Annotated in this window: 16 protein-coding genes; 7 read left to right on the top strand and 9 right to left on the bottom strand. The window is 62.2% G+C overall.

Features of this window, described 5'->3' with window-relative positions; genetic code table 11:
* Nucleotides 1–8 precede the first annotated feature (8 nt).
* A complete protein-coding gene (locus tag TR36_RS03515; protein ID WP_045387249.1) occupies nucleotides 9–662 on the bottom strand; it encodes a COQ9 family protein in 654 nt (217 codons plus the stop codon).
* Nucleotides 663–765: 103 nt separating this feature from the next.
* Here TR36_RS03515 and rpsU point away from each other — a divergent pair, with 103 nt between their 5' ends.
* Nucleotides 766–972: a 30S ribosomal protein S21 gene (rpsU, locus tag TR36_RS14840; protein ID WP_082714822.1), complete on the top strand. Its 207-nt coding sequence runs from the start codon at nucleotides 766–768 to the stop codon at nucleotides 970–972.
* Nucleotides 973–1,043: 71 nt separating this feature from the next.
* Here rpsU and TR36_RS03505 read toward each other — a convergent pair whose 3' ends face one another.
* From TR36_RS03505 to TR36_RS03490, 4 genes are all read right to left on the bottom strand, one after another.
* Complete coding sequence (locus TR36_RS03505; protein ID WP_045387253.1) at nucleotides 1,044–1,502, bottom strand: Lrp/AsnC family transcriptional regulator; 459 nt, start codon at nucleotides 1,500–1,502, stop codon at nucleotides 1,044–1,046.
* Nucleotides 1,503–1,520: 18 nt separating this feature from the next.
* A complete protein-coding gene (mscL, locus tag TR36_RS03500; protein WP_045388686.1) occupies nucleotides 1,521–1,961 on the bottom strand; it encodes a large conductance mechanosensitive channel protein MscL in 441 nt (146 codons plus the stop codon).
* A gap of 71 nt (nucleotides 1,962–2,032) precedes the next feature.
* Entirely contained in the window at nucleotides 2,033–4,525 is a 2,493-nt protein-coding gene (locus TR36_RS03495; RefSeq protein WP_045387255.1) for an ABC transporter permease, read from the bottom strand.
* Nucleotides 4,522–5,187: an ABC transporter ATP-binding protein gene (locus TR36_RS03490; RefSeq protein ID WP_045387256.1), complete on the bottom strand. Its 666-nt coding sequence runs from the start codon at nucleotides 5,185–5,187 to the stop codon at nucleotides 4,522–4,524. Before TR36_RS03490 ends, TR36_RS03495 begins: the two co-directional genes overlap by 4 nt.
* A 91-nt stretch (nucleotides 5,188–5,278) precedes the next feature.
* On the opposite strand from TR36_RS03490, the gene TR36_RS03485 reads away from it, so the two are divergent.
* The 5 genes from TR36_RS03485 to efeO (TR36_RS03465) all read left to right on the top strand — a co-directional run bounded on the left by TR36_RS03485 (nucleotide 5,279) and on the right by efeO (TR36_RS03465) (nucleotide 10,464).
* Nucleotides 5,279–5,854 carry an arylesterase gene (locus TR36_RS03485; protein ID WP_237763504.1) on the top strand — a complete coding sequence of 192 codons (576 nt, stop codon included), beginning with the start codon at nucleotides 5,279–5,281 and terminating at the stop codon, nucleotides 5,852–5,854.
* A 533-nt stretch (nucleotides 5,855–6,387) separates the two neighbouring features.
* A complete protein-coding gene (efeU, locus tag TR36_RS03480; RefSeq protein WP_062762395.1) occupies nucleotides 6,388–7,218 on the top strand; it encodes an iron uptake transporter permease EfeU in 831 nt (276 codons plus the stop codon).
* Nucleotides 7,211–8,347: an iron uptake system protein EfeO gene (gene efeO / locus TR36_RS03475; RefSeq protein WP_045387260.1), complete on the top strand. Its 1,137-nt coding sequence runs from the start codon at nucleotides 7,211–7,213 to the stop codon at nucleotides 8,345–8,347. Before efeU ends, efeO (TR36_RS03475) begins: the two co-directional genes overlap by 8 nt.
* Before the next feature lies 1 nt (nucleotide 8,348).
* Complete coding sequence (gene efeB, locus TR36_RS03470) at nucleotides 8,349–9,599, top strand: iron uptake transporter deferrochelatase/peroxidase subunit (protein WP_062762393.1); 1,251 nt, start codon at nucleotides 8,349–8,351, stop codon at nucleotides 9,597–9,599.
* A gap of 46 nt (nucleotides 9,600–9,645) precedes the next feature.
* The gene (gene efeO, locus TR36_RS03465; RefSeq protein ID WP_045387264.1) at nucleotides 9,646–10,464 is read left to right on the top strand and encodes an iron uptake system protein EfeO; all 819 of its coding nucleotides are present in this window, start codon (nucleotides 9,646–9,648) and stop codon (nucleotides 10,462–10,464) included.
* A 48-nt stretch (nucleotides 10,465–10,512) separates the two neighbouring features.
* Here efeO (TR36_RS03465) and TR36_RS03460 read toward each other — a convergent pair whose 3' ends face one another.
* Nucleotides 10,513–11,631 carry an NAD(P)-dependent alcohol dehydrogenase gene (locus tag TR36_RS03460; RefSeq protein ID WP_045387266.1) on the bottom strand — a complete coding sequence of 373 codons (1,119 nt, stop codon included), beginning with the start codon at nucleotides 11,629–11,631 and terminating at the stop codon, nucleotides 10,513–10,515.
* Between the two features lie 224 nt (nucleotides 11,632–11,855).
* Between TR36_RS03460 and TR36_RS03455 the strand changes: the two genes are divergently transcribed.
* Nucleotides 11,856–13,637 (top strand): SLC13 family permease, encoded by a 1,782-nt coding sequence (locus TR36_RS03455; RefSeq protein ID WP_062762391.1) that lies wholly within the window; start codon nucleotides 11,856–11,858, stop codon nucleotides 13,635–13,637.
* A 17-nt stretch (nucleotides 13,638–13,654) separates the two neighbouring features.
* Here the strand turns inward: TR36_RS03455 and TR36_RS03450 are convergent, their stop codons facing one another.
* From TR36_RS03450 to TR36_RS03440, 3 genes are read right to left on the bottom strand one after another with little or no spacing between them, the layout of a single operon-like run.
* Complete coding sequence (locus TR36_RS03450; RefSeq protein WP_062762389.1) at nucleotides 13,655–14,632, bottom strand: formylglycine-generating enzyme family protein; 978 nt, start codon at nucleotides 14,630–14,632, stop codon at nucleotides 13,655–13,657.
* A 35-nt stretch (nucleotides 14,633–14,667) separates the two neighbouring features.
* Nucleotides 14,668–15,918: a BatD family protein gene (locus TR36_RS03445; RefSeq protein ID WP_062762387.1), complete on the bottom strand. Its 1,251-nt coding sequence runs from the start codon at nucleotides 15,916–15,918 to the stop codon at nucleotides 14,668–14,670.
* On the bottom strand, nucleotides 15,915–17,414 hold the full coding sequence (locus TR36_RS03440) for a VWA domain-containing protein (protein WP_062762385.1): 1,500 nt from the start codon (nucleotides 17,412–17,414) through the stop codon (nucleotides 15,915–15,917). Before TR36_RS03440 ends, TR36_RS03445 begins: the two co-directional genes overlap by 4 nt.

The following is a 17,414-nucleotide window of genomic DNA, read 5'->3' as shown; positions in this document are numbered from 1 at the left end:
ATCGGTGCTCATGAGGTTTTTCCCGGCATATCATGGGGTTTGGGGGCGCGGATCAGGGACAGCGGCGACAGGGCCGCCTTGACCAGCGGGTTGTCCTTGTATCGCGCCTTCAGCTTTTCGATCTGCATCACACCGGCGATCCGGCGATCCAGGAAATCCCAGGTGGCCTTGTGATCCACGCTGTCGTCGCCCAGCCAGAACAGGACGGTGGCGCCGTATACACCCGCCAGGGTGGCACGCTTCGTGTACCAGTTCACATCCTCCGATGTGTCTCCCAGAATCTTCCAGATCGTATCGGCGGTGCCCCAGATGGCCCGCGCCCCGTCAGCGGCATGCTGCGGCAGCGCGAACAGGGTGGATCCACGGCGGACCGCTTCACGGTCCGCAGCCTCCAGCCGCATGCGGATCAATGCGGCCACCCGCGCCGAGATGCTGCCCGGAAGCTGCGAGGCGGCCGCCCTGTCGCGCATCATCGCATCCCCGCGCAGATGGTAGGCCATGGCCAGATCGACCGCACCGCGCGGATACAGGGCACGGCCCAGCCCCGGATCCACCCCGGCATCGGCAATGGCCGACCGCAGCGTGGTTTCAGACCAGCCGTCAAAGGCGACGTGCTGCACTGCCGCATCCAGAATAGCGTCTTTTGCGTTCGTAGCGTCCATTCGGTTCTCTCCCTTTCGGTAGACAGGGGACATATAGGCTGTTATAGCGCGCGGGCCTGCACTCTATCGTGCAATCTTAACTTAGGAAGGTGGTGACAACCACATGCAGGTCAGCGTTCGTGATAACAACGTCGAACAGGCCCTTCGGGCTCTGAAGAAAAAGCTTCAGCGTGAAGGCGTTTTTCGTGAAATGAAGCTTAAGCAACATTTCGAGAAGCCGTCCGTCAAACGCGCTCGTGAGCAAGCCGAAGCAGTCCGCCGTGCGCGGAAACTCGCTCGGAAAAAAGCACAGCGTGAGGGTAACCTCTAAGACGTTAACGATGCTTGGGCGTGCAAACGCCACCGTTGAACCCCCTTGGCATAGCCTTGGGGGTTTTTCATTCAGACGGGTATCGCCGTCGTCCGGAACACGGTTTTCAGCGCAAAGGATGAATGCATCTGCGCCACACCCGGCAGACGCGCCAGATGCTGGCGGTGGATGCGGGCAAAATCCTCGGTATCCTGGGCCACGACCTTCAGCAGATAATCGGCATTTCCCGCCATCAGGTGGCATTCCAGCACATCGGGAATACGCTGCACCGCGGCCTCGAATGCGGCCAGCACCTCATCCGCCTGCCCCGAGAGGGTGATTTCCACGAATACGACGGTGGGGCGTTCCATCTTGCGCGCATCCAGCAGCGCGACATAGCCGGCTATATAGCCATCCGCCTCCAGCCGCTGCACGCGCCTGTGACAGGCGGAGGCCGAGAGGTTCACACGTTCGGCCAGATCGGAATTGCTGATACGGCCCTGCTGTTGCAGGGCCGCAAGGATACGGCGGTCAGTTGCGTCAAGCTTCATATGGACTGGATACCAAGCTCAGACGGTCGGCTTCTGGGCAAGCAGATCACGGATTTGCACCAGCAGCTCTTCCTGCGTCGGACCGGCCGGAGCATTCGGCACGACTTCATCCTTCGTGATGGCCGCATCCTTCACCTTGTTCACGCCCTTTACGATCATGAACACGACAAAGGCGATGATCAGGAAGTTGATGCAGGCCATGATGAAGCTGCCATAGGCAAAGATGGCCGCGCCGGAATCACGCGCCTGATCAAGGCTGGCATTGGCCGCCACATCGCCGGACATGACCCAGTAGAGATTGGTGAAATCGATTCCACCGACGATAAGCCCGATGATCGGGTTGATCAGATCCTTGACGATCGAATTGACGATGGCGGTAAACGCGGCACCGATGATGATCCCGACGGCAAGGTCGATGACATTGCCACGGGCAATGAAGGTCTTGAATTCTTTGAACATGGATACCCCTTCCGGATGCGTGGTCATCACACTATGCCGCATTCGTGATCAATGACGAGGGGAAATCTGCATCACCTTTCGCGCAAAACCTGTGCAGGGCGGGTTGCAAGGGGTCGCCAGAGGAACAACGCCCCCGCCACGACGCTGGCAAGAATTCCGCCAAGAATGATGCCCAAGGCAGGCCCCACAGCCACGGAATAGGGCGCCTCCATCACGAACCGCATCACACCCCAGCCCGCAGCCATGCCTGCCGCCGCTGCCACGACCCCCGCTGCGGCCCCTGTCAGGACAGTACGCGCGGCAAAGGTAGCCAGTACCCAGGCCCGCGAGGCGCCCAGCACCTTCAGGATCGCGGCCTCACGCAGCCGCGCAGCCTCGGCAGAGGCGGCGGCCCCGACCAGGACGGCCAGCCCCGCCACCAGCGTGATGGCCGCCGCCGCCCGGGTGGCAGTACCCACAGCCGTCAGGATTTCGATCACGCGCTGGATCGCATCGGCAATACGGATGGCTGTGACATTCGGGAAATCCCGCGCCAGCCCGTTCAGCATATCGGCATCATCCTCGCCAGAGCGGATGGTGGCGATGGTCGTATGCGGTGCCCCTGCCAAGGCCGAAGGGTTGAAAACCATCACGAACCCGAGGCCCGCATCCGAGAAATCGACGTCACGCAGGCTGGTAATCTCGGCCTCGATATCCCGGCCCAATACGTTGACGGTAATCCGGTCGCCAAGGCCGATATGCATCTCGCCGGCGGCCTCGGCCGAAAAGCTGACCTGCGGCGTACCTGAATAATCCTCGGGCCAGATAGCGCCCTTGACCACGGTCTCATCGAAGGAATTGGCATAGGTAATGCCGCGGTCCCCCCGCAGCACCCAATGATCACCGGCCACCTCACGCGCGGGGCGGCCATTGATCTTCGTCAGCACGGCACGCAGCATCGGGGCGGATTTCACCTCGGTCACGCCAGGGGCGGCATTCAACCTTTGCAGCACAGGATCTACCTGATCCGTCTGGATATCGACAAAGAAATATGACGGTGCCCGCGTGGGCAAATCCCGGTCGATCGCCTGACGCAGGTTCGCATCCACCTGCCCCACCGCCGCCAGCACCGCAAGGCCCAGCCCGATGGAAACCAGTGCCGTCCGCAACCCCCCTCCCTGCGCCACGGCCCCGAAGGTCACACGCAGCAGGGGCCAGCGCGGAACGACGCGGGATACCCCGGCGGCAATGCGCTGCAGAAGCCATGCCGCCCCCAGAAGCAACAGCATGGTTCCCGCGATCCCGCCCGCCATCGACAGGGTCAGCATCCAGTTGCCGGTAAAGAGCACGGCAGCCCCGACCAGCATCGCGGCCAGCACGACCAGCCCCACGGCAAAACCGCGCGGCACCTGCCCCGCGCCCCCGCGATAAAGCGACGCCGCCCGCAGGTCCGCCACCCGCGCCAGGGGCCACAGGGTGAACAGGGCCGCCACCAGCGCGCCATAAACGGCCGCCTGCATCAAGGGTACGGGATAGACCCCGAACGATACCGGAAACGGCAAGGATGACGTGATCCATCCAGCCAGAATGTTCGGTATTCCGGCCCCTAGCACCAGCCCGATCACGATACCGGAAAGGGACAGCACGGCCACCTGAATGGCCGATGCCCCGAGGATCACACCTCCGGTTGCCCCCAGCACCCGCAGCGTGGCCAAAGTGGATGTGCGCCGCGCAACCCATGTGGCCGTTGCCGCATAGATGCCGATGCCGCCAACCGCCAATCCGGCAAGGCCCATCAACGTCAGAAAAGCCGACATCTGCTCCACGAAACGGGCAGTGGAACCGGAAGGACGGCGTTCGTCGCGCCAGCGCATTCCTTCATCGGAGAATGTACGGATCGCCTCTGCCTTCAGCGCGGTCAGATTGGCATCGGGCGGCAGGTCCAGCCGGTATTCGCTGTCGAATACCGTCCCGGGGGCAAGGAAGCCCTGCGATTGCAGCGCCTCCATGCTGACGATCGTGCGCGGCGACCACGAAAACCCCGCAACCGAGGCATCCGGCTCGCGCACCAGCAGTGCCGAGAGGCGGAACGGCTTGCCCGCCAGCGTAACGGTATCACCCGGGCTGACCCCCAGCCGGGAGGCGAGCGAGGGCTCCATGATGGCCCCTGCCCTGCCGTCCACCACGGCCAGCGCCTCCTCTACGGAAATGGCCGGCTCCAGTACGGCTGCCCCGACCATGGGCCAGAGAGTGTCCACCCCGCGAATTTCCGTCAGCGTGGACACATCCGGCCCACCGGCCATCGACCGTATTTCGACGGTTTCGGACACCCGGTCGGCGATGCGGGACATGAACGCCCGCTCGTCCTCGGATGCAAGGCGGTAGGTAAAGCCCATCTCGGCCTCACCCCCCAGAATTTCGGCACCTTGGGCCGCCAGCCCGCCTTCGATCGCGGACCGAACCGTTCCGATTGCGGCAATTGCCGCAACCCCCAGCGTCAGGCACAGAAGAAAGATGCGGAAACCGGCAATACCGCCGCGCATTTCACGGGCTGCAATCCGCAGGGCAAGGCGCGCGGGAGTCATGCCACGATCCGCCCGTCGGCCAGACGCAGCACACGGTCGCAGCGTTCGGCAAGCTCGGGAGAATGCGTCACCATCACAAGCGTGGCCCCCTGATCGCGCAGACCGAACAAGAGATCCATGATCCTTGCCCCCGTGGTACTGTCGAGGTTCCCGGTCGGTTCATCCGCCAGAAGGATTGCAGGGCGCGGCGCCCACGCGCGGGCCAGTGCCACACGCTGCTGTTCGCCGCCCGACATCTGTGAGGGGTAATGGCCCAACCGGTGGCCAAGGCCGACGGCCTCCAGTTCGGCCGCGGCACGCTCCAGCGCATCACCCTGCCCTGCCAGCTCCAGCGCCAGTGCCACGTTTTCCTGTGCGGTCATCGTGGGGATCAGGTGGAAAGACTGGAACACCACCCCCATATTCCCCCTACGGAAACGGGCAAGGCCATCTTCGTTCATTGCGGATAGATCCTGCCCCAAGGCCCGAACCGTACCGCTGGTCGCCCGCTCCAGACCACCCAGAAGCATGAGAAGTGAGGATTTTCCCGAGCCTGACGGACCGACAAGCCCCAATGTCTCCCCCCGCTTTACCTCAAGGCTCACACCCTTCAGGATCGTCACCATTCCTGCCGAACCACCCAGAACCAGCGACGTGTCATTTACCTCAAGGACTGTTTGCATGCCTCACCTTTTCCGCCGTCTCCGGAGTTCTAATCCTGCTTCCCGCCTGCGCAACATCGCTGCGGCGATTTGTCTGGTCATGGTGCCGGCGATGGCCCCCGCACAGACCATCGTGGCATTGGGCGATAGCCTGACCCAAGGCTACGGGCTGCCCGCCGAGGACGGCTTTGTACCGACGCTCATGCATTGGTTGGCAGAAAACGGCCATGACGTGAACATTGTCAATGCCGGCGTCTCGGGCGATACAACCGCAGGGGGGCTGGCGCGAACCGATTGGTCGCTGGAGCCGGGCACCGATGCCGTGATCGTGAACCTTGGCGGCAATGATCTGCTGCGCGGACTGGACCCAGCCCAGACCCGCGCCAATCTTGATGGAATTCTGGACAAGATCGATGCAAAGGGCCTGCCCGTGCTGCTGATAGGCCTGCATTCTCCGGTCAATTTCGGGGCCGATTACCAAGCTGCTTTCAATGCGATCTATCCCGATCTGGCGCAGGAACATGATGCCCTGCTGTTGCCCGATTATTTTACGCCGCTGGTTCGTGACGGGCGTCTGGACCCGGCCCTGATGCAGGCGGATGGCATCCACCCCAATGCGACGGGTGTGAAACGCGCGGTCGAGGAGGTCGGCCCCGCCGTTCTGAAGTTGCTGGAACAGATCAACTAGGCACGAAGCACGCGTCACCAGTCCGATCCACATGGGCGGCATTGCAAAACCGGACGCGCGGCAGAAAATGCCGCGCGGATAGGTGCCGTTCACCCTGTGCATCACGCAAGTACACCATGCGTTCATCACCGGGTCATCGTACCGCGGCCTTCATGGCTGCCTGAACTTCCGGGCCCCGCAAGGGCTTCGATCTTCCACGCCGGAAAGCCCCTATCGGGTCTTGAACATCCCGCAATGGATTCCCTTGAACTTGGAGGCCCGACACAAAAATTGGGCCCCCGATGCTACAGATGCCCCTACAACCGCCAAAAAACTTTTAACCACTTCTTAACGTTTAATCCGTGTAAACCCCCAAGAAGTTGACGATATTAGTCGGATATAGGGCCCATCACGACCAGTTGACTATTTGAATCAGGATTGACAGCTCCGGCCCGCCATGCTTCCAGATGCGGCCATTGACGAATGCAAGCCTGTATCGCTGTGGCACATTGCCGCCGCCAAGCAGGGAAGCCACCCGACCGGAGGAAGCAATCTTGCTGGCACCATTCCTGATCATGCTGCGCGAGGGGCTGGAAGCGGCCCTGATCGTCGGCATCATCGCAAGCTACCTTCGATTGACGGGGCGGCGCGGCTGGTTGCCCGCCGTCTGGATCGGAATCTTTCTGGCTGTGGCAACGGCGTTGTTTGCCGGAGCGGCGCTGCAATTGTTCAGCGCGGGCTTTCCCCAGAAGATGCAAGAGCTGTTCGAGGCCATCATCGGCTTTATCGCGGTGATCGTATTGGTGGGCATGGTCTTCTGGATGCGCCGCGCGGCATCCGATCTGCGGGGCCAGATCCACGGCTCGATAGAGGCGGCGCTGTCCGGCAGCGGCGGCACGTGGGGTTTGATTGCGATGGTCTATTTGGCCGTTGCCCGCGAAGGACTGGAGTCAGTATTTTTCCTGCTGGCCATGGTTCAGCAAAGCCCCGATGCGCAGGCCCCACTGGGGGCGCTTTTGGGCGTCGCCATCGCGGCAGCGGTTGGCTGGGCGATATATGCGGGCGCGCTGCGGATCAACCTGCGCCGGTTCTTCTACTGGACGGGGGTGTTCATCCTGTTCGTTGCAGCGGGCCTGCTGTCCGGTTCCGTCGGCGCGTTGCACGAGGCAGGTCTGTGGAACCATCTGCAGACACCCATCTATGATCTGGGCGGCATTCTGCCCGAAAGCGGGCCAGTCGGCACGGTCCTCTCGGGCATTTTCGGGTACCGCGAGGCCCCGAGTGTGGGTGAGGCGCTGGTCTATGTCATCTTCCTCGTGGGGTCTCTGGCCCTGTTCCTCCGCCCTGCCAACCGCACCCCTGCCCCCGAGGTAAGCCATGTCTGATCCGTCCCGCCGCATGCTGTATGTCGCGATTGCCGCATCGGGCGCCCTTGCCGCCGCAGGCTTCGCGGCCTTTGCCATCGCGACCAGCCGCACCGCTGACAACACGACCGACGCGGACCGCAGCGTGACCGTCACCGCCGAGACCTGCCAGCCGAACGCAATAGAGGTCCCCGGTGGTCTTCGCACGTTCGAGATCATCAATACGTCGGACCGGCCGATCGAATGGGAAATCCTTGACGGTGTGATGGTGGTGGCCGAGCGCGAGAATATCGCACCGGGCTTTCGCCAGACCATGAAGGTACGGCTGACGCCGGGCACCTATGCGATGACCTGCGGATTGCTGTCGAACCCGCGCGGCACATTGACCGTATTGCCATCCGAGGAAGCTGCGGCGGCAGCGGGCAACGTGACATTGCGCAGTTTCCTAGGCCCGCTGTCCGAATACCGGGTCTATCTGTCCATGCAGGGGGCGGCCGCGATCAAGGCGGCCGAGACGTTGCGCGATGCGATTGCCGCCGGTGATATCGACGCCGCCCGCGCCGCGTGGCAGGCTGCCCGCGCACCCTATCGCCGGATAGAGCCGCTGGCGTTCCGCCTTTCGGATCTGGCCAATACCATCGACCCGCAGGCCGCATTCCTGGAACTGCGCGAAGATGATCCCGCATTCACCGGCTTTCACCGCATCGAATATGCGCTGTTCGACCAGAACAGCCTCGAAGGCCTGCAACCTGTGGCGGACCGCCTTGTGGCGGACCTGACAACCCTGCGTGCAAGGCTGCACGAGGTGGACATGACGCCGGACCTGCTGATGGCCCTGCCCGCGGATATGTCACGGATGCTGGCTGAAAGCCGTATTCCCAATGGCGAAGACACTTATGCCGCAACCGACGCCGCCGATCTGCAGGCAAGCCTGGATGGGGTCGAAAAACTGACAGGGCTTTTGACCCCGCTAACCGATCCTGTGGATGCCCCCCTGGCCGCAGACATCCGGCAGGCCACCGACAAGGCCCGTGCGGAACTGGACAGTGATGCGCCCTTTGACGCCGAGGCCCGCGCACGGCTCGCGCCGGTCTTTGCCGGCCTGGCCGAGACATTGGGCAAGCTGCCCGCAACGATCGGAGTGGATTGAGATGAACCTTCCCCGCCGCCATCTGATGATTGGCCTTGCTGGGCTGGCCGGCACCGCCGCCACCTATGCCCGCGCCGAAACGCCCCTGACCAGCGATGCGCCCAAGGGCCATGTGGATACCGCCGTCCAGCGTGTGCCGTTCTACGGCCCCCATCAGGCCGGTGTGACCACCCCCCGCCCCGAGGCCGGGATCATGGCGGCATTCGATGTGGTGGTCCGCGATGTGGACGGGCTGGAAGACATGCTGCGGCGGCTGACCGAGCGGGGCGCGACGCTGACCGCGGGCGGGCCGGTGCCGGAACGTGATCCGAACCTGCCCCCGGCCGACTCTGGCATTCTGGGCGATAACATCACGCCCGACAACCTGACCATGACGGTCAGCCTTGGCGCATCGCTGTTCGACAAGCTGGAAGGGCTGGACCGGCTGCGCCCGCGCCAATTGCAGCGCATGGTCGAATTCCCGAATGACGCGCTGGTGCCCGCCAACTGCCACGGAGATCTGTCGATCCAGTTCAGCGCCAACCTGCCCGATACGGCAATGCACGCCCTGCGGGATATCGTAAAGAACATGTCCGACGCGCTGGTGCTGCGCTGGATGCAGGAGGGGAATGTCCCCCCCGTTCTGCCCGCAGCCGATGGCACCACACCAAGCGCGCGCAATTTCCTGGGGTTTCGTGATGGTTCGGCCAACCCGGATTCCAACGATGCAGACCTGATGCGCAACGTTGTCTGGGTGCAGGACGGGGCCGAGCCCGCATGGGCCACGGGCGGCACCTATCAGGTTGTGCGCGTGATCCGCAATTTCGTGGAACGCTGGGATCGCGCACGGCTGTCCGAACAGGAGGCCATCATCGGGCGGCGCAAGATGTCCGGCGCCCCGTTGGACCAGCCGGATGCCAATGAACATACCGTTCCGGATTATACCGCAGGCGACCATACACCGATGGACGCGCATATCCGCATGGCCAACCCGCGCGGGCCGGATGCCGACAAGCATCTGATCCTGCGCCGTCCCTTCAACTATTCCAACGGCATCGCCAGCAATGGCCAGCTGGATCAGGGCCTTCTGTTCATCTGCTATCAGGCGGACATGGAGCTGGGGTTCCTGACGGTTCAGAACCGGCTGAACGGCGAGCCGCTGGAAGAATACATCAAACCGGTGGGGGGAGGATACTTCTTTACCCTGCCGGGTGTCGCCAACGCCGGGGATTATCTCGGTTCGGCCCTCATCATGGCAGCCAGGCAATCGTAGCGCCCAGCCGATCTGACCTGACACTTCCACGAAAGGAAAGCCCCCTATGTTCTCATTGAAACCGACCGCCTTTGCCGTCAGCATCACCATGCTGGCCGGAGCACCCGTTCTGGCTGCCGACCCTTCTCTTGATCTGGTCGCACCGCTGGCCGACTACAAAATCTATGTGGCGGAAAATACGGCACAACTCGTGGCCGATACCGATGCCTTTGTCGAGGCGATCAAGTCGGGTGATCTGGAAACGGCGAAGGCCCTCTATGCCCCGACCCGCACCAGCTACGAAAAGGTGGAGCCGATTGCCGAGCTGTTCTCCGACCTTGACGTGACCATCGACGCCCGCGCCGATGATTACGAACATGCCGAGGCCGATCCGAACTTCACCGGCTTTCACCGTATCGAATACGCCCTGTGGGTCGAGGATGATACTGCTGCAGCCGTCCCATTCGCCGAGCGTCTGATGGCTGATGTGACCGATCTGGATGCGCGCATCAACGCATTGACCTTTCCGCCGGATGTTGTGGTCGCCGGCGCTGCGACCCTGATGGAAGAGGTTGCTGCAACCAAGATTTCCGGTGAGGAAGACCGCTACAGCGGTACAGACCTGTGGGATTTCGAAGCGAACTTTGCCGGCGCCAAGAAGATCTACGCCCTGCTGCGCCCGCTGATCACGGATGATGCCGCCTTTATCGAAAAAACCGACGGAAACTTTGACGAGGTTGACGAGGTGCTGGCGAAATACCGTGAAGGCGAAGGTTTCAAGCATTACGAGGCGCTGACCGATGACGACCGCGCGTTTCTGTCGTCGCGCGTCAACACACTCGCCGAGGACCTGTCGATGCTGCCCGGCAAACTGGGCCTGAGCTGAAGGGTTGCGCGGGCAAGGACATTCCTGCCCGCGCGGTTCCGTTCCGGATCAGGCCGGAACGACATCCCCACGGTCGGGGGCTGCGATTTCAATCGAATTGTCCCTGGCCGACTGGTCATCCACCAATGATTTCATGTCGATGACATGGCGGTAGCGCGGGTTGCCGTTCCGCAGTTCGTCAAAGACGGTTTCAATCGCCTGCATCTCGACCACCTCGATTTCGGGGCGGATGCCATGTTCGGCGCACAGGTCCAGAACCTCCTGCGTATCGGCGATCCCGCCGAACAGCGATCCGACGATACCCACACGGTTGAAGATCAACGGGCCACTGGCGACATCGTCAAAGCCGTTGATATTGCCAACCAGAACCAGCATGGAATTCGCCTTCATCAGCCCGACATAAGGGTTGATGTCATGCTTCACCGGAATGGTCGAAATCATCATGTCCAGCGAAAAGGCAGCGGCCTTCATGGCTTCGTCATCGGAAGTGACCAGCACATCATCGGCGCCCAGCTTCAGGATCTCGTCCCGTTTGTCGGCACTGCGGGTCAGGGCCACGACCCGTGCGCCCATAGCCTTGCCGATCTGGATCGCGATATGGCCCAGCCCGCCGATGCCCGCCACGCCAAGCGTCTGGCCCGGTTTCAGCCCGAAATGCTTCATCGGTTGATAGGTGGTGATACCGGCGCAAAGGATCGGTGCAGCCGCATCATTCGGCAACGCATCGGGAATGCGCAGCACGAATTCTTCCCGCACAATCATCGCGGTGGAATACCCACCGTATGAATTCGTGCCATCGGGTTTCTTGTTGCCGTTGTAGGTCAGCGTGCAGCTTTTCGGCCCTTGGCAATATTGCTCATCGCCCGCCTTGCAGGACTCACATTCCTGGCAAGAGTTGACCATGCATCCCACGCCGACCCGGTCACCGACCGCGAATTTCGTGACGCCCGCCCCGATTTCCGAAACGACGCCCGTCACCTCATGGCCGGGAACGCAGGGGTAATTCGTGTTGCCCCAATCGTTATCGACCTGATGCAGGTCGGAATGGCAGATCCCGCAGTGCGTGATGTCGATTGCGACTTCACCTGCCTTCAGGTCCGCGCGATCGAACCGCACGGGAACAAAGGGGGTTCCATGGGATGGAACAGCATATCCGTAAACTTGCATCGGTATTTCCAGTTCGTTTTCATTGGCGCAGCCCTGCCGCGCGTCGGTGGTAAATAGGATGCCCTTTGCGCGTCACAACCACCTGCCCGCCGGCAACGTGGCGTCGCCTGACGAATGCGCCGGAACAAACTTCGACGCTGCGGCTTGTCGCTTTGCAACAATCCTGCTTCGCGGTGCGATTATGGGGGTGCGCGTCGTGAACAATATCGGGAATGCCCTGCGTAATGAGTGAACTCGTCGGATCGAATGCCCCTTATCTGGCGCTTGCCATTCTGGTGCTCCTGTTCATCGCCTTTGCGATCGAGGCCTATCCCCCGGATGTAACGGCCGCCGGGGCTGCGGCCCTGTACATCGTATTCGGTCTGGTTCCCCAGGCCGATATCATGGAGGTCTTTTCCAACTCGGCGCCGATCACGATCGGGGCGATGTTCGTCGTTTCGGGGGCGCTGGTCAGAACCGGCGTGCTGGACGCCCTGGCCAAGGCGATCATCGCGCGGGCCCGTCACAGGCCGGTGCTGGCCGTGCTGACATTTCTGGTGGCAACGGTTGCCGGCTCTGCCTTCATGAACAATACGCCCGTGGTACTGGTGCTTATTCCGGTGGTGATCCGGCTGGCCGCCAGCCTTGATCTTGCCCCTACCCGCCTGCTGATCCCGTTGTCCTACATGGCCATTCTGGGGGGCACCTGCACGTTGATCGGCACATCGACGAACATCCTTGTGGACGGTATCGCGACCGAGAACGGGCTGGAGCCTTTTTCCATCTTTGAAATTGCCCCCGTGGGGCTGATCACGGCAGCCGTCGGGGCGGCATCCCTGCTGCTGCTCAGCCGTTGGCTGTTGCCCGACCGCGCAGCGGATAACGAAGCCGCCGACAGTGATGAAACCAGCTTCCTGTCCGAAGTGACGGTGCTCAGCACCTATCCTGTCGTCGGCAGCCCACTGGACAAATCGGCGGATTTCCGGAGGGATGGCGTGCGCCTGACCGGGCTGCGGCGCAGCGGAACGATCCTGCGCAATCTGGAAGATGTCGTGCTGCAGACCGGCGATGTTCTGATCGTTGTGACAACGACATCCGAGCTGCTGACCCTTGCTGCCCAGAAAGGGCTGAGCGTGGGGCTACGACGCCGCTTCGATCTGCCCCCCGACGCCGAACTGAAAGTGGCCGAGGCAATCGTGACGCCGAACCGCTACAACGTCGGACGCAAGATCTCGGAACTGTCGCTGGGGCGGAATGCCGGTGTACGTGTGATGGGGGTTTTCCGGCATGGGCATGTCGCAGGGGCGGATCTGTCAAGCGTCCGGCTGCGTCCGGCAGACAAGCTGCTGCTGGAGGCGACGCCCGACGGGTTCCGCGCCTTGGGCGAAACGGGCGATGTGGTGTCGATCAGCCAGCCCGGAGGGCGCGCCTATCGCCGCCGCCAGGCACCGATCGCGCTTCTGGCCCTTGCAGGGATCGTGGTACTGGCCGCGTTCAACATCATGCCCATCGGTATCTTGGCACTGGTGGCCGTGGCCGCCATTCTGGTGCTGCGCTGCATCGACAATGACGAGGCGTGGCAGTCCATTGATGGATCCATCCTTGTATTGATCTTTGCAATGCTGATCATCGGCGCGGGGTTGGAACATACGGGCGCTGTAGAGCTGATCGTGCAAGCCCTGACCCCGCTGCTGACAGGGCTGCCGCCCTTTGCCACGCTTCTGGCGGTATATGCCATCGCCTCCATCCTGACCGAGATCGTGACGAACAACGCGGTGGCCGTGGTCTTCACGCCCATCGTCATATCCCTTGCGGCACAGCTGGGGGTCGATCCACGGCCCTTCGTCGTTGCGGTGATGGTGGCGGCCAGCGCCAGCTTTGCCACCCCGATCGGATATCAAACGAACACGCTGGTATATCTAGCCGGAAATTACCGGTTCATCGATTTTGTAAAGATCGGCATTCCGATGAACTTCATCGCCGGGATCACATCCACCCTAGCGATCAGCTACTTCTTTCCGATGTAGGTTTACGGCCCTGTCGTTCAGACGGGGCCGGGCGCCCGCACCACGCAGCGAAAGCTGAGATGGCTGGTGGAGGTATCGATATCCTCGGCATGGCGCGCCGCGGGGCGATACCGGCGGCAATAGTTGGGGGCGCAAAGATGCGATCCGCCCTTGATCACGCGGCGCGGAATGGAGGCAGAGGGATTGCGCGGATCATAGCTCTCCTCAACCGGGGCGCCACGCGGGTTCTGTGGAATGCAGCATGCCTTCGGCGCGTCAGCCGGGTGCGTGCTGGAAAACCAGTCCCCCGTCCATTCCCAGCAATTGCCGATCATGTCATGTATGCCATAGGCATTGGGCGGAAAGGCATCGACTGGCGATGTCCGCTCATATCCATCGAGGGCAAGGTTCTCGACCGGGAAGTTGCCCTGCCATGTATTGGCCATCTGCTTACCATCGGGAAACAGTTCATCCCCCCATGCATATTCGGCACCGTCAAGTCCGGCGCGGGCCGCGAATTCCCATTCGGCCTCGGTCGGAAGCTCCTTTCCGGCCCATGTGGCATAGGCCAATGCGTCAGAATAGGCGACATGCACGACAGGGTGGTCATCAAGGCCATGGATATTGCTGGCCTTGCCATAGGGGTGGCGCCAATCGGCCCCCTTCAGGAAATTCCACCACTGGCTCCAATCCCGCAGATTGGTAATGCCTTCCTGCGGGCGGAACACCAGTGATCCGGCATAAAGCATTTCGGGCAAGGCATTCGGATAATGCTTCGGGTTCGGTTTCTTTTCAGCATAGGTGACATGGCCTGTCGCCTTTACGAAGCGTTTGAACTGCGCATTCGTGACAGGCGTCGTGTCGATCCAGAAGCCGTCAACCTTCACGCGATGGGACGGAGCCTCCTCGGGGTAATGATCGTCGGACCCCATGCGGAACGTTCCACCCGGCACCCATGTCATATTGCGCAGCGCACGTTCGGTCTTGCGGTCAAGAGATGCGGCTTGGACGGACATCGTAATCTCCTTGCAGTCGTTCATCATCCGCAGACCTACCAGGGATTCAACGGGGGCAATTGGCTGCGGGCCGCATGCGGGCGACGTTTCAAATCCTGTCGGGCGGATGCGAGTGCGGCCATGATATTGGCTTTGACAGAGGCTGACAATGGCTGTCCCCCGTCCCGGCCCCATTGCATCCGGTCGGCCCGGAGCAGCGCCGCCTGCAAGGATACCGGAGCTTCGGCCATGCCGAAGGTGGCGAGCCAGGGTGTCAAAGCCGCACGCATTTCGATCATGCGCCCCGCACGGGCATGGGCGCGCAATCTGCGGAACAGAACGGGTTCGGACATTGCTCTGCGGGCAACTGCCTGTTTCAACCGGGGCATTGCCCGCCACGCGACAACGGCCAGAAGCCCCAATGCGGCCAAAGCCCAGGGCAAAACTTGTGCCATGCGGCTGGTCTGCCCTTCGGGCCGCCATCCCGGCGGGGTCTGTACGGAAAATGTGACCGGATCCACCGTATCGGTTTCGATACTGGCGGTCGTGCTGTTCCACCATGACAGGCGGATGGCCGGCAGCATAAAATCACCGGGCTGCTCTATCACATAGGTTACGGCGTCAATGCGGGTGGCAACAGGCGGCTCACCGCGCTGGCCCGCAGCATCCGCCAGCGAGGGTTCCTTGGGGTAGGCACGCAGGCCTTCGGGGGCTGTCACGCCCAGAATCTGCGGCAGCAGCATGGCCTGACTGCCTTCCGCTGTTATCGTCAGCGTCCGGGTCACCGCATCGCCGATCGCGGGGGTATCACCCAGCCCGTCGATGCTGTCCTCGATGTGGATATCGCTGGCCAATACGAAGGGTTGCAGGCTTTCGCCGCCCGCCGGCAGATCAGAGGAGAACTCTATCTCGGGAATTTCGACCGTCGCCTCGACGGGGGCGTTGGTATCCGGATCGGCATAGGACAATGACAAGGGCTGCGCAGGCAGACGGAAATCAGCCGCGCGCTGCGGTGTAATTTCGTAGACGCGTGAAATCACCGTCCAGCTGACACCGTCTATGCGCCGCGATGCCGGACGGGCGGTATTGGCCGCAGGCCGCGTAATCGCATCCGCGATCTGCATATCGGGCCAGTCGGGTGTGCTGAGCAGATAATTCGGCGACAGCAGGCTGATGCGGAGCTGCATCTGCTGCCCCACCAGCAATGTGCCTTCTGGTTCAAGCGTCACCTCGATCCGAGGTTCCAGCGTCTGGGCAAAACCGGGGGCGGCAAGGACGATTGCCGCGGCGCAAAGCAGATGCCTCATTCCACACCCTCCGAATTCGCGGCATTTTCCACCAGGAACCGGCTTTTGAGGAAGTCTGCGGGTTTGGTCTGCACCTGTTCCATCCACTGGGCCGCGGCATCTTCGGATAGCCCCGTCTCTTCGGTGATCTGGGTGGTCTGCCCCTGATTGCCGGCCTGATCCTCGACCGTATCATCGGGAGCGTTGTCGGCGTTGTCGATCTGCTCTTTGTCGCCTTGGCGGGCATCCGTCAGATAGGCGATGATGCGCCGCGCCAGATCCAGATTTTCCTGTGCTTCGGCATCCAGCGGGTCCAGCGTCAGCGCTGCGGAAAAGGCGTTCACCGCCCCCTGATAATCGCGCCCCCGGATCAGGGCCACACCACGGTTGAACTGCGCGTCGCGGGTCTGCACCGGTTCCAGCAATGCAGCCGCCTCCATATATTGCCCATCCCGCATCATGGCGACAGCCTGCCACTGCGGATCGGCAAACAGGGTGGCCGCCTGTCCGAAATCCCGCTCTGCATAGGCGCGGCTTCCCTGCTGGTCAGGCGTCCAGAACAGATCCGCCAAGGGGCCTGCATCGGCGCGCGGAGGAATCGCCATCACCCCCAAAAGCAGCATCCAGTAAAGCGTCGTGCCGCGCCGGAACCATAACAGGATCAGCAAAGTCGCTGGAATTGCCAGTATCCAGCCATCATCCTGCATCTTGCCCGAGAGCCCCGCCGCCCGCGCCAGACTGGAGGAAATGGCATGGTTGACTGCACGCAGATCGCCTGAATCGACGGTGGTATCAACCGTCCGGATATCCGCCGCACTGGCCCAACGGTTCACCTCGGATCCGCCACCGTCGGGGGCCACGATCAGGGCAACGCGCGCCGCCCCCCCGGTGGGGAACCTGTCGATGTCATCAGGATCGATGCCATCGGTTATGAACAGGACCGATCCGGGATTTTCCTCATCCGCAATAAGGGTTTCTGCCAGTTTCATCGCCTCTGACGGGCGCTGTCCGGCCCGTGGCATGATGCCCGGCTCCAGCGCTTCCAGAAACGGCAGCAGAACCGTAGGGTCCTCGGTCGGGGGCATGACCAGATGGGCACTGCCGGAATAGGCAATCAATCCAATACGTCCCCCTGCCCGCAGGTCGATCAGATCCCGTATCTTCTGCTTGCCGCGCTCCAGCCGCGAAGGGGCAATATCGGGATTCTCCATCCCCGCCGACACGTCGAGTGCGATCACCAGCGGGGCGGTCTCCTGAAGAAACGGCGAGGGTGCCGGGCGGAAGGCGGGACCGGCAACGCCGACCACCATCAGACCCGCAGCACCCAGCACCAGCAGTGCGGCATAGGATCGCTGCGTCTGGCGGCTGCCGATCGTCAGCGCTGCCAGCAAGTGCGGCGCAATCTGGGGAAACCCGATCTGTCGGGCCATGGTGCGACGGCGCAGCAACCACCACAGAACAGCCAGAAGCGGCAATGCCAGAAGCCATAGCGGGCGCAGGAAGGTAAAATCCGCCAT

Origin of the sequence: Falsirhodobacter sp. alg1, from assembly GCF_000739715.2 — a bacterium.
Lineage (GTDB): Bacteria > Pseudomonadota > Alphaproteobacteria > Rhodobacterales > Rhodobacteraceae > Falsirhodobacter.
The sequence above is the reverse complement of the archived record's forward strand: the minus strand, read 5'-3'. Positions and strand labels throughout refer to the sequence as shown.

Coding starts and splice junctions, on each gene's coding strand:
- TR36_RS03515 (WP_045387249.1), bottom strand. CDS start 662: ATGGACGCTACGAACGCAAAAGACGCTATTCTGGATGCGGCAGTGCAG.
- rpsU (WP_082714822.1), top strand. CDS start 766: ATGCAGGTCAGCGTTCGTGATAACAACGTCGAACAGGCCCTTCGGGCT.
- TR36_RS03505 (WP_045387253.1), bottom strand. CDS start 1,502: ATGAAGCTTGACGCAACTGACCGCCGTATCCTTGCGGCCCTGCAACAG.
- mscL (WP_045388686.1), bottom strand. CDS start 1,961: ATGTTCAAAGAATTCAAGACCTTCATTGCCCGTGGCAATGTCATCGAC.
- TR36_RS03495 (WP_045387255.1), bottom strand. CDS start 4,525: ATGACTCCCGCGCGCCTTGCCCTGCGGATTGCAGCCCGTGAAATGCGC.
- TR36_RS03490 (WP_045387256.1), bottom strand. CDS start 5,187: ATGCAAACAGTCCTTGAGGTAAATGACACGTCGCTGGTTCTGGGTGGT.
- TR36_RS03485 (WP_237763504.1), top strand. CDS start 5,279: ATGGCCCCCGCACAGACCATCGTGGCATTGGGCGATAGCCTGACCCAA.
- efeO (WP_045387260.1), top strand. CDS start 7,211: ATGTCTGATCCGTCCCGCCGCATGCTGTATGTCGCGATTGCCGCATCG.
- efeB (WP_062762393.1), top strand. CDS start 8,349: ATGAACCTTCCCCGCCGCCATCTGATGATTGGCCTTGCTGGGCTGGCC.
- efeO (WP_045387264.1), top strand. CDS start 9,646: ATGTTCTCATTGAAACCGACCGCCTTTGCCGTCAGCATCACCATGCTG.
- TR36_RS03460 (WP_045387266.1), bottom strand. CDS start 11,631: ATGCAAGTTTACGGATATGCTGTTCCATCCCATGGAACCCCCTTTGTT.
- TR36_RS03455 (WP_062762391.1), top strand. CDS start 11,856: ATGAGTGAACTCGTCGGATCGAATGCCCCTTATCTGGCGCTTGCCATT.
- TR36_RS03450 (WP_062762389.1), bottom strand. CDS start 14,632: ATGTCCGTCCAAGCCGCATCTCTTGACCGCAAGACCGAACGTGCGCTG.
- TR36_RS03445 (WP_062762387.1), bottom strand. CDS start 15,918: ATGAGGCATCTGCTTTGCGCCGCGGCAATCGTCCTTGCCGCCCCCGGT.
- TR36_RS03440 (WP_062762385.1), bottom strand. CDS start 17,414: ATGGCGGATTTTACCTTCCTGCGCCCGCTATGGCTTCTGGCATTGCCG.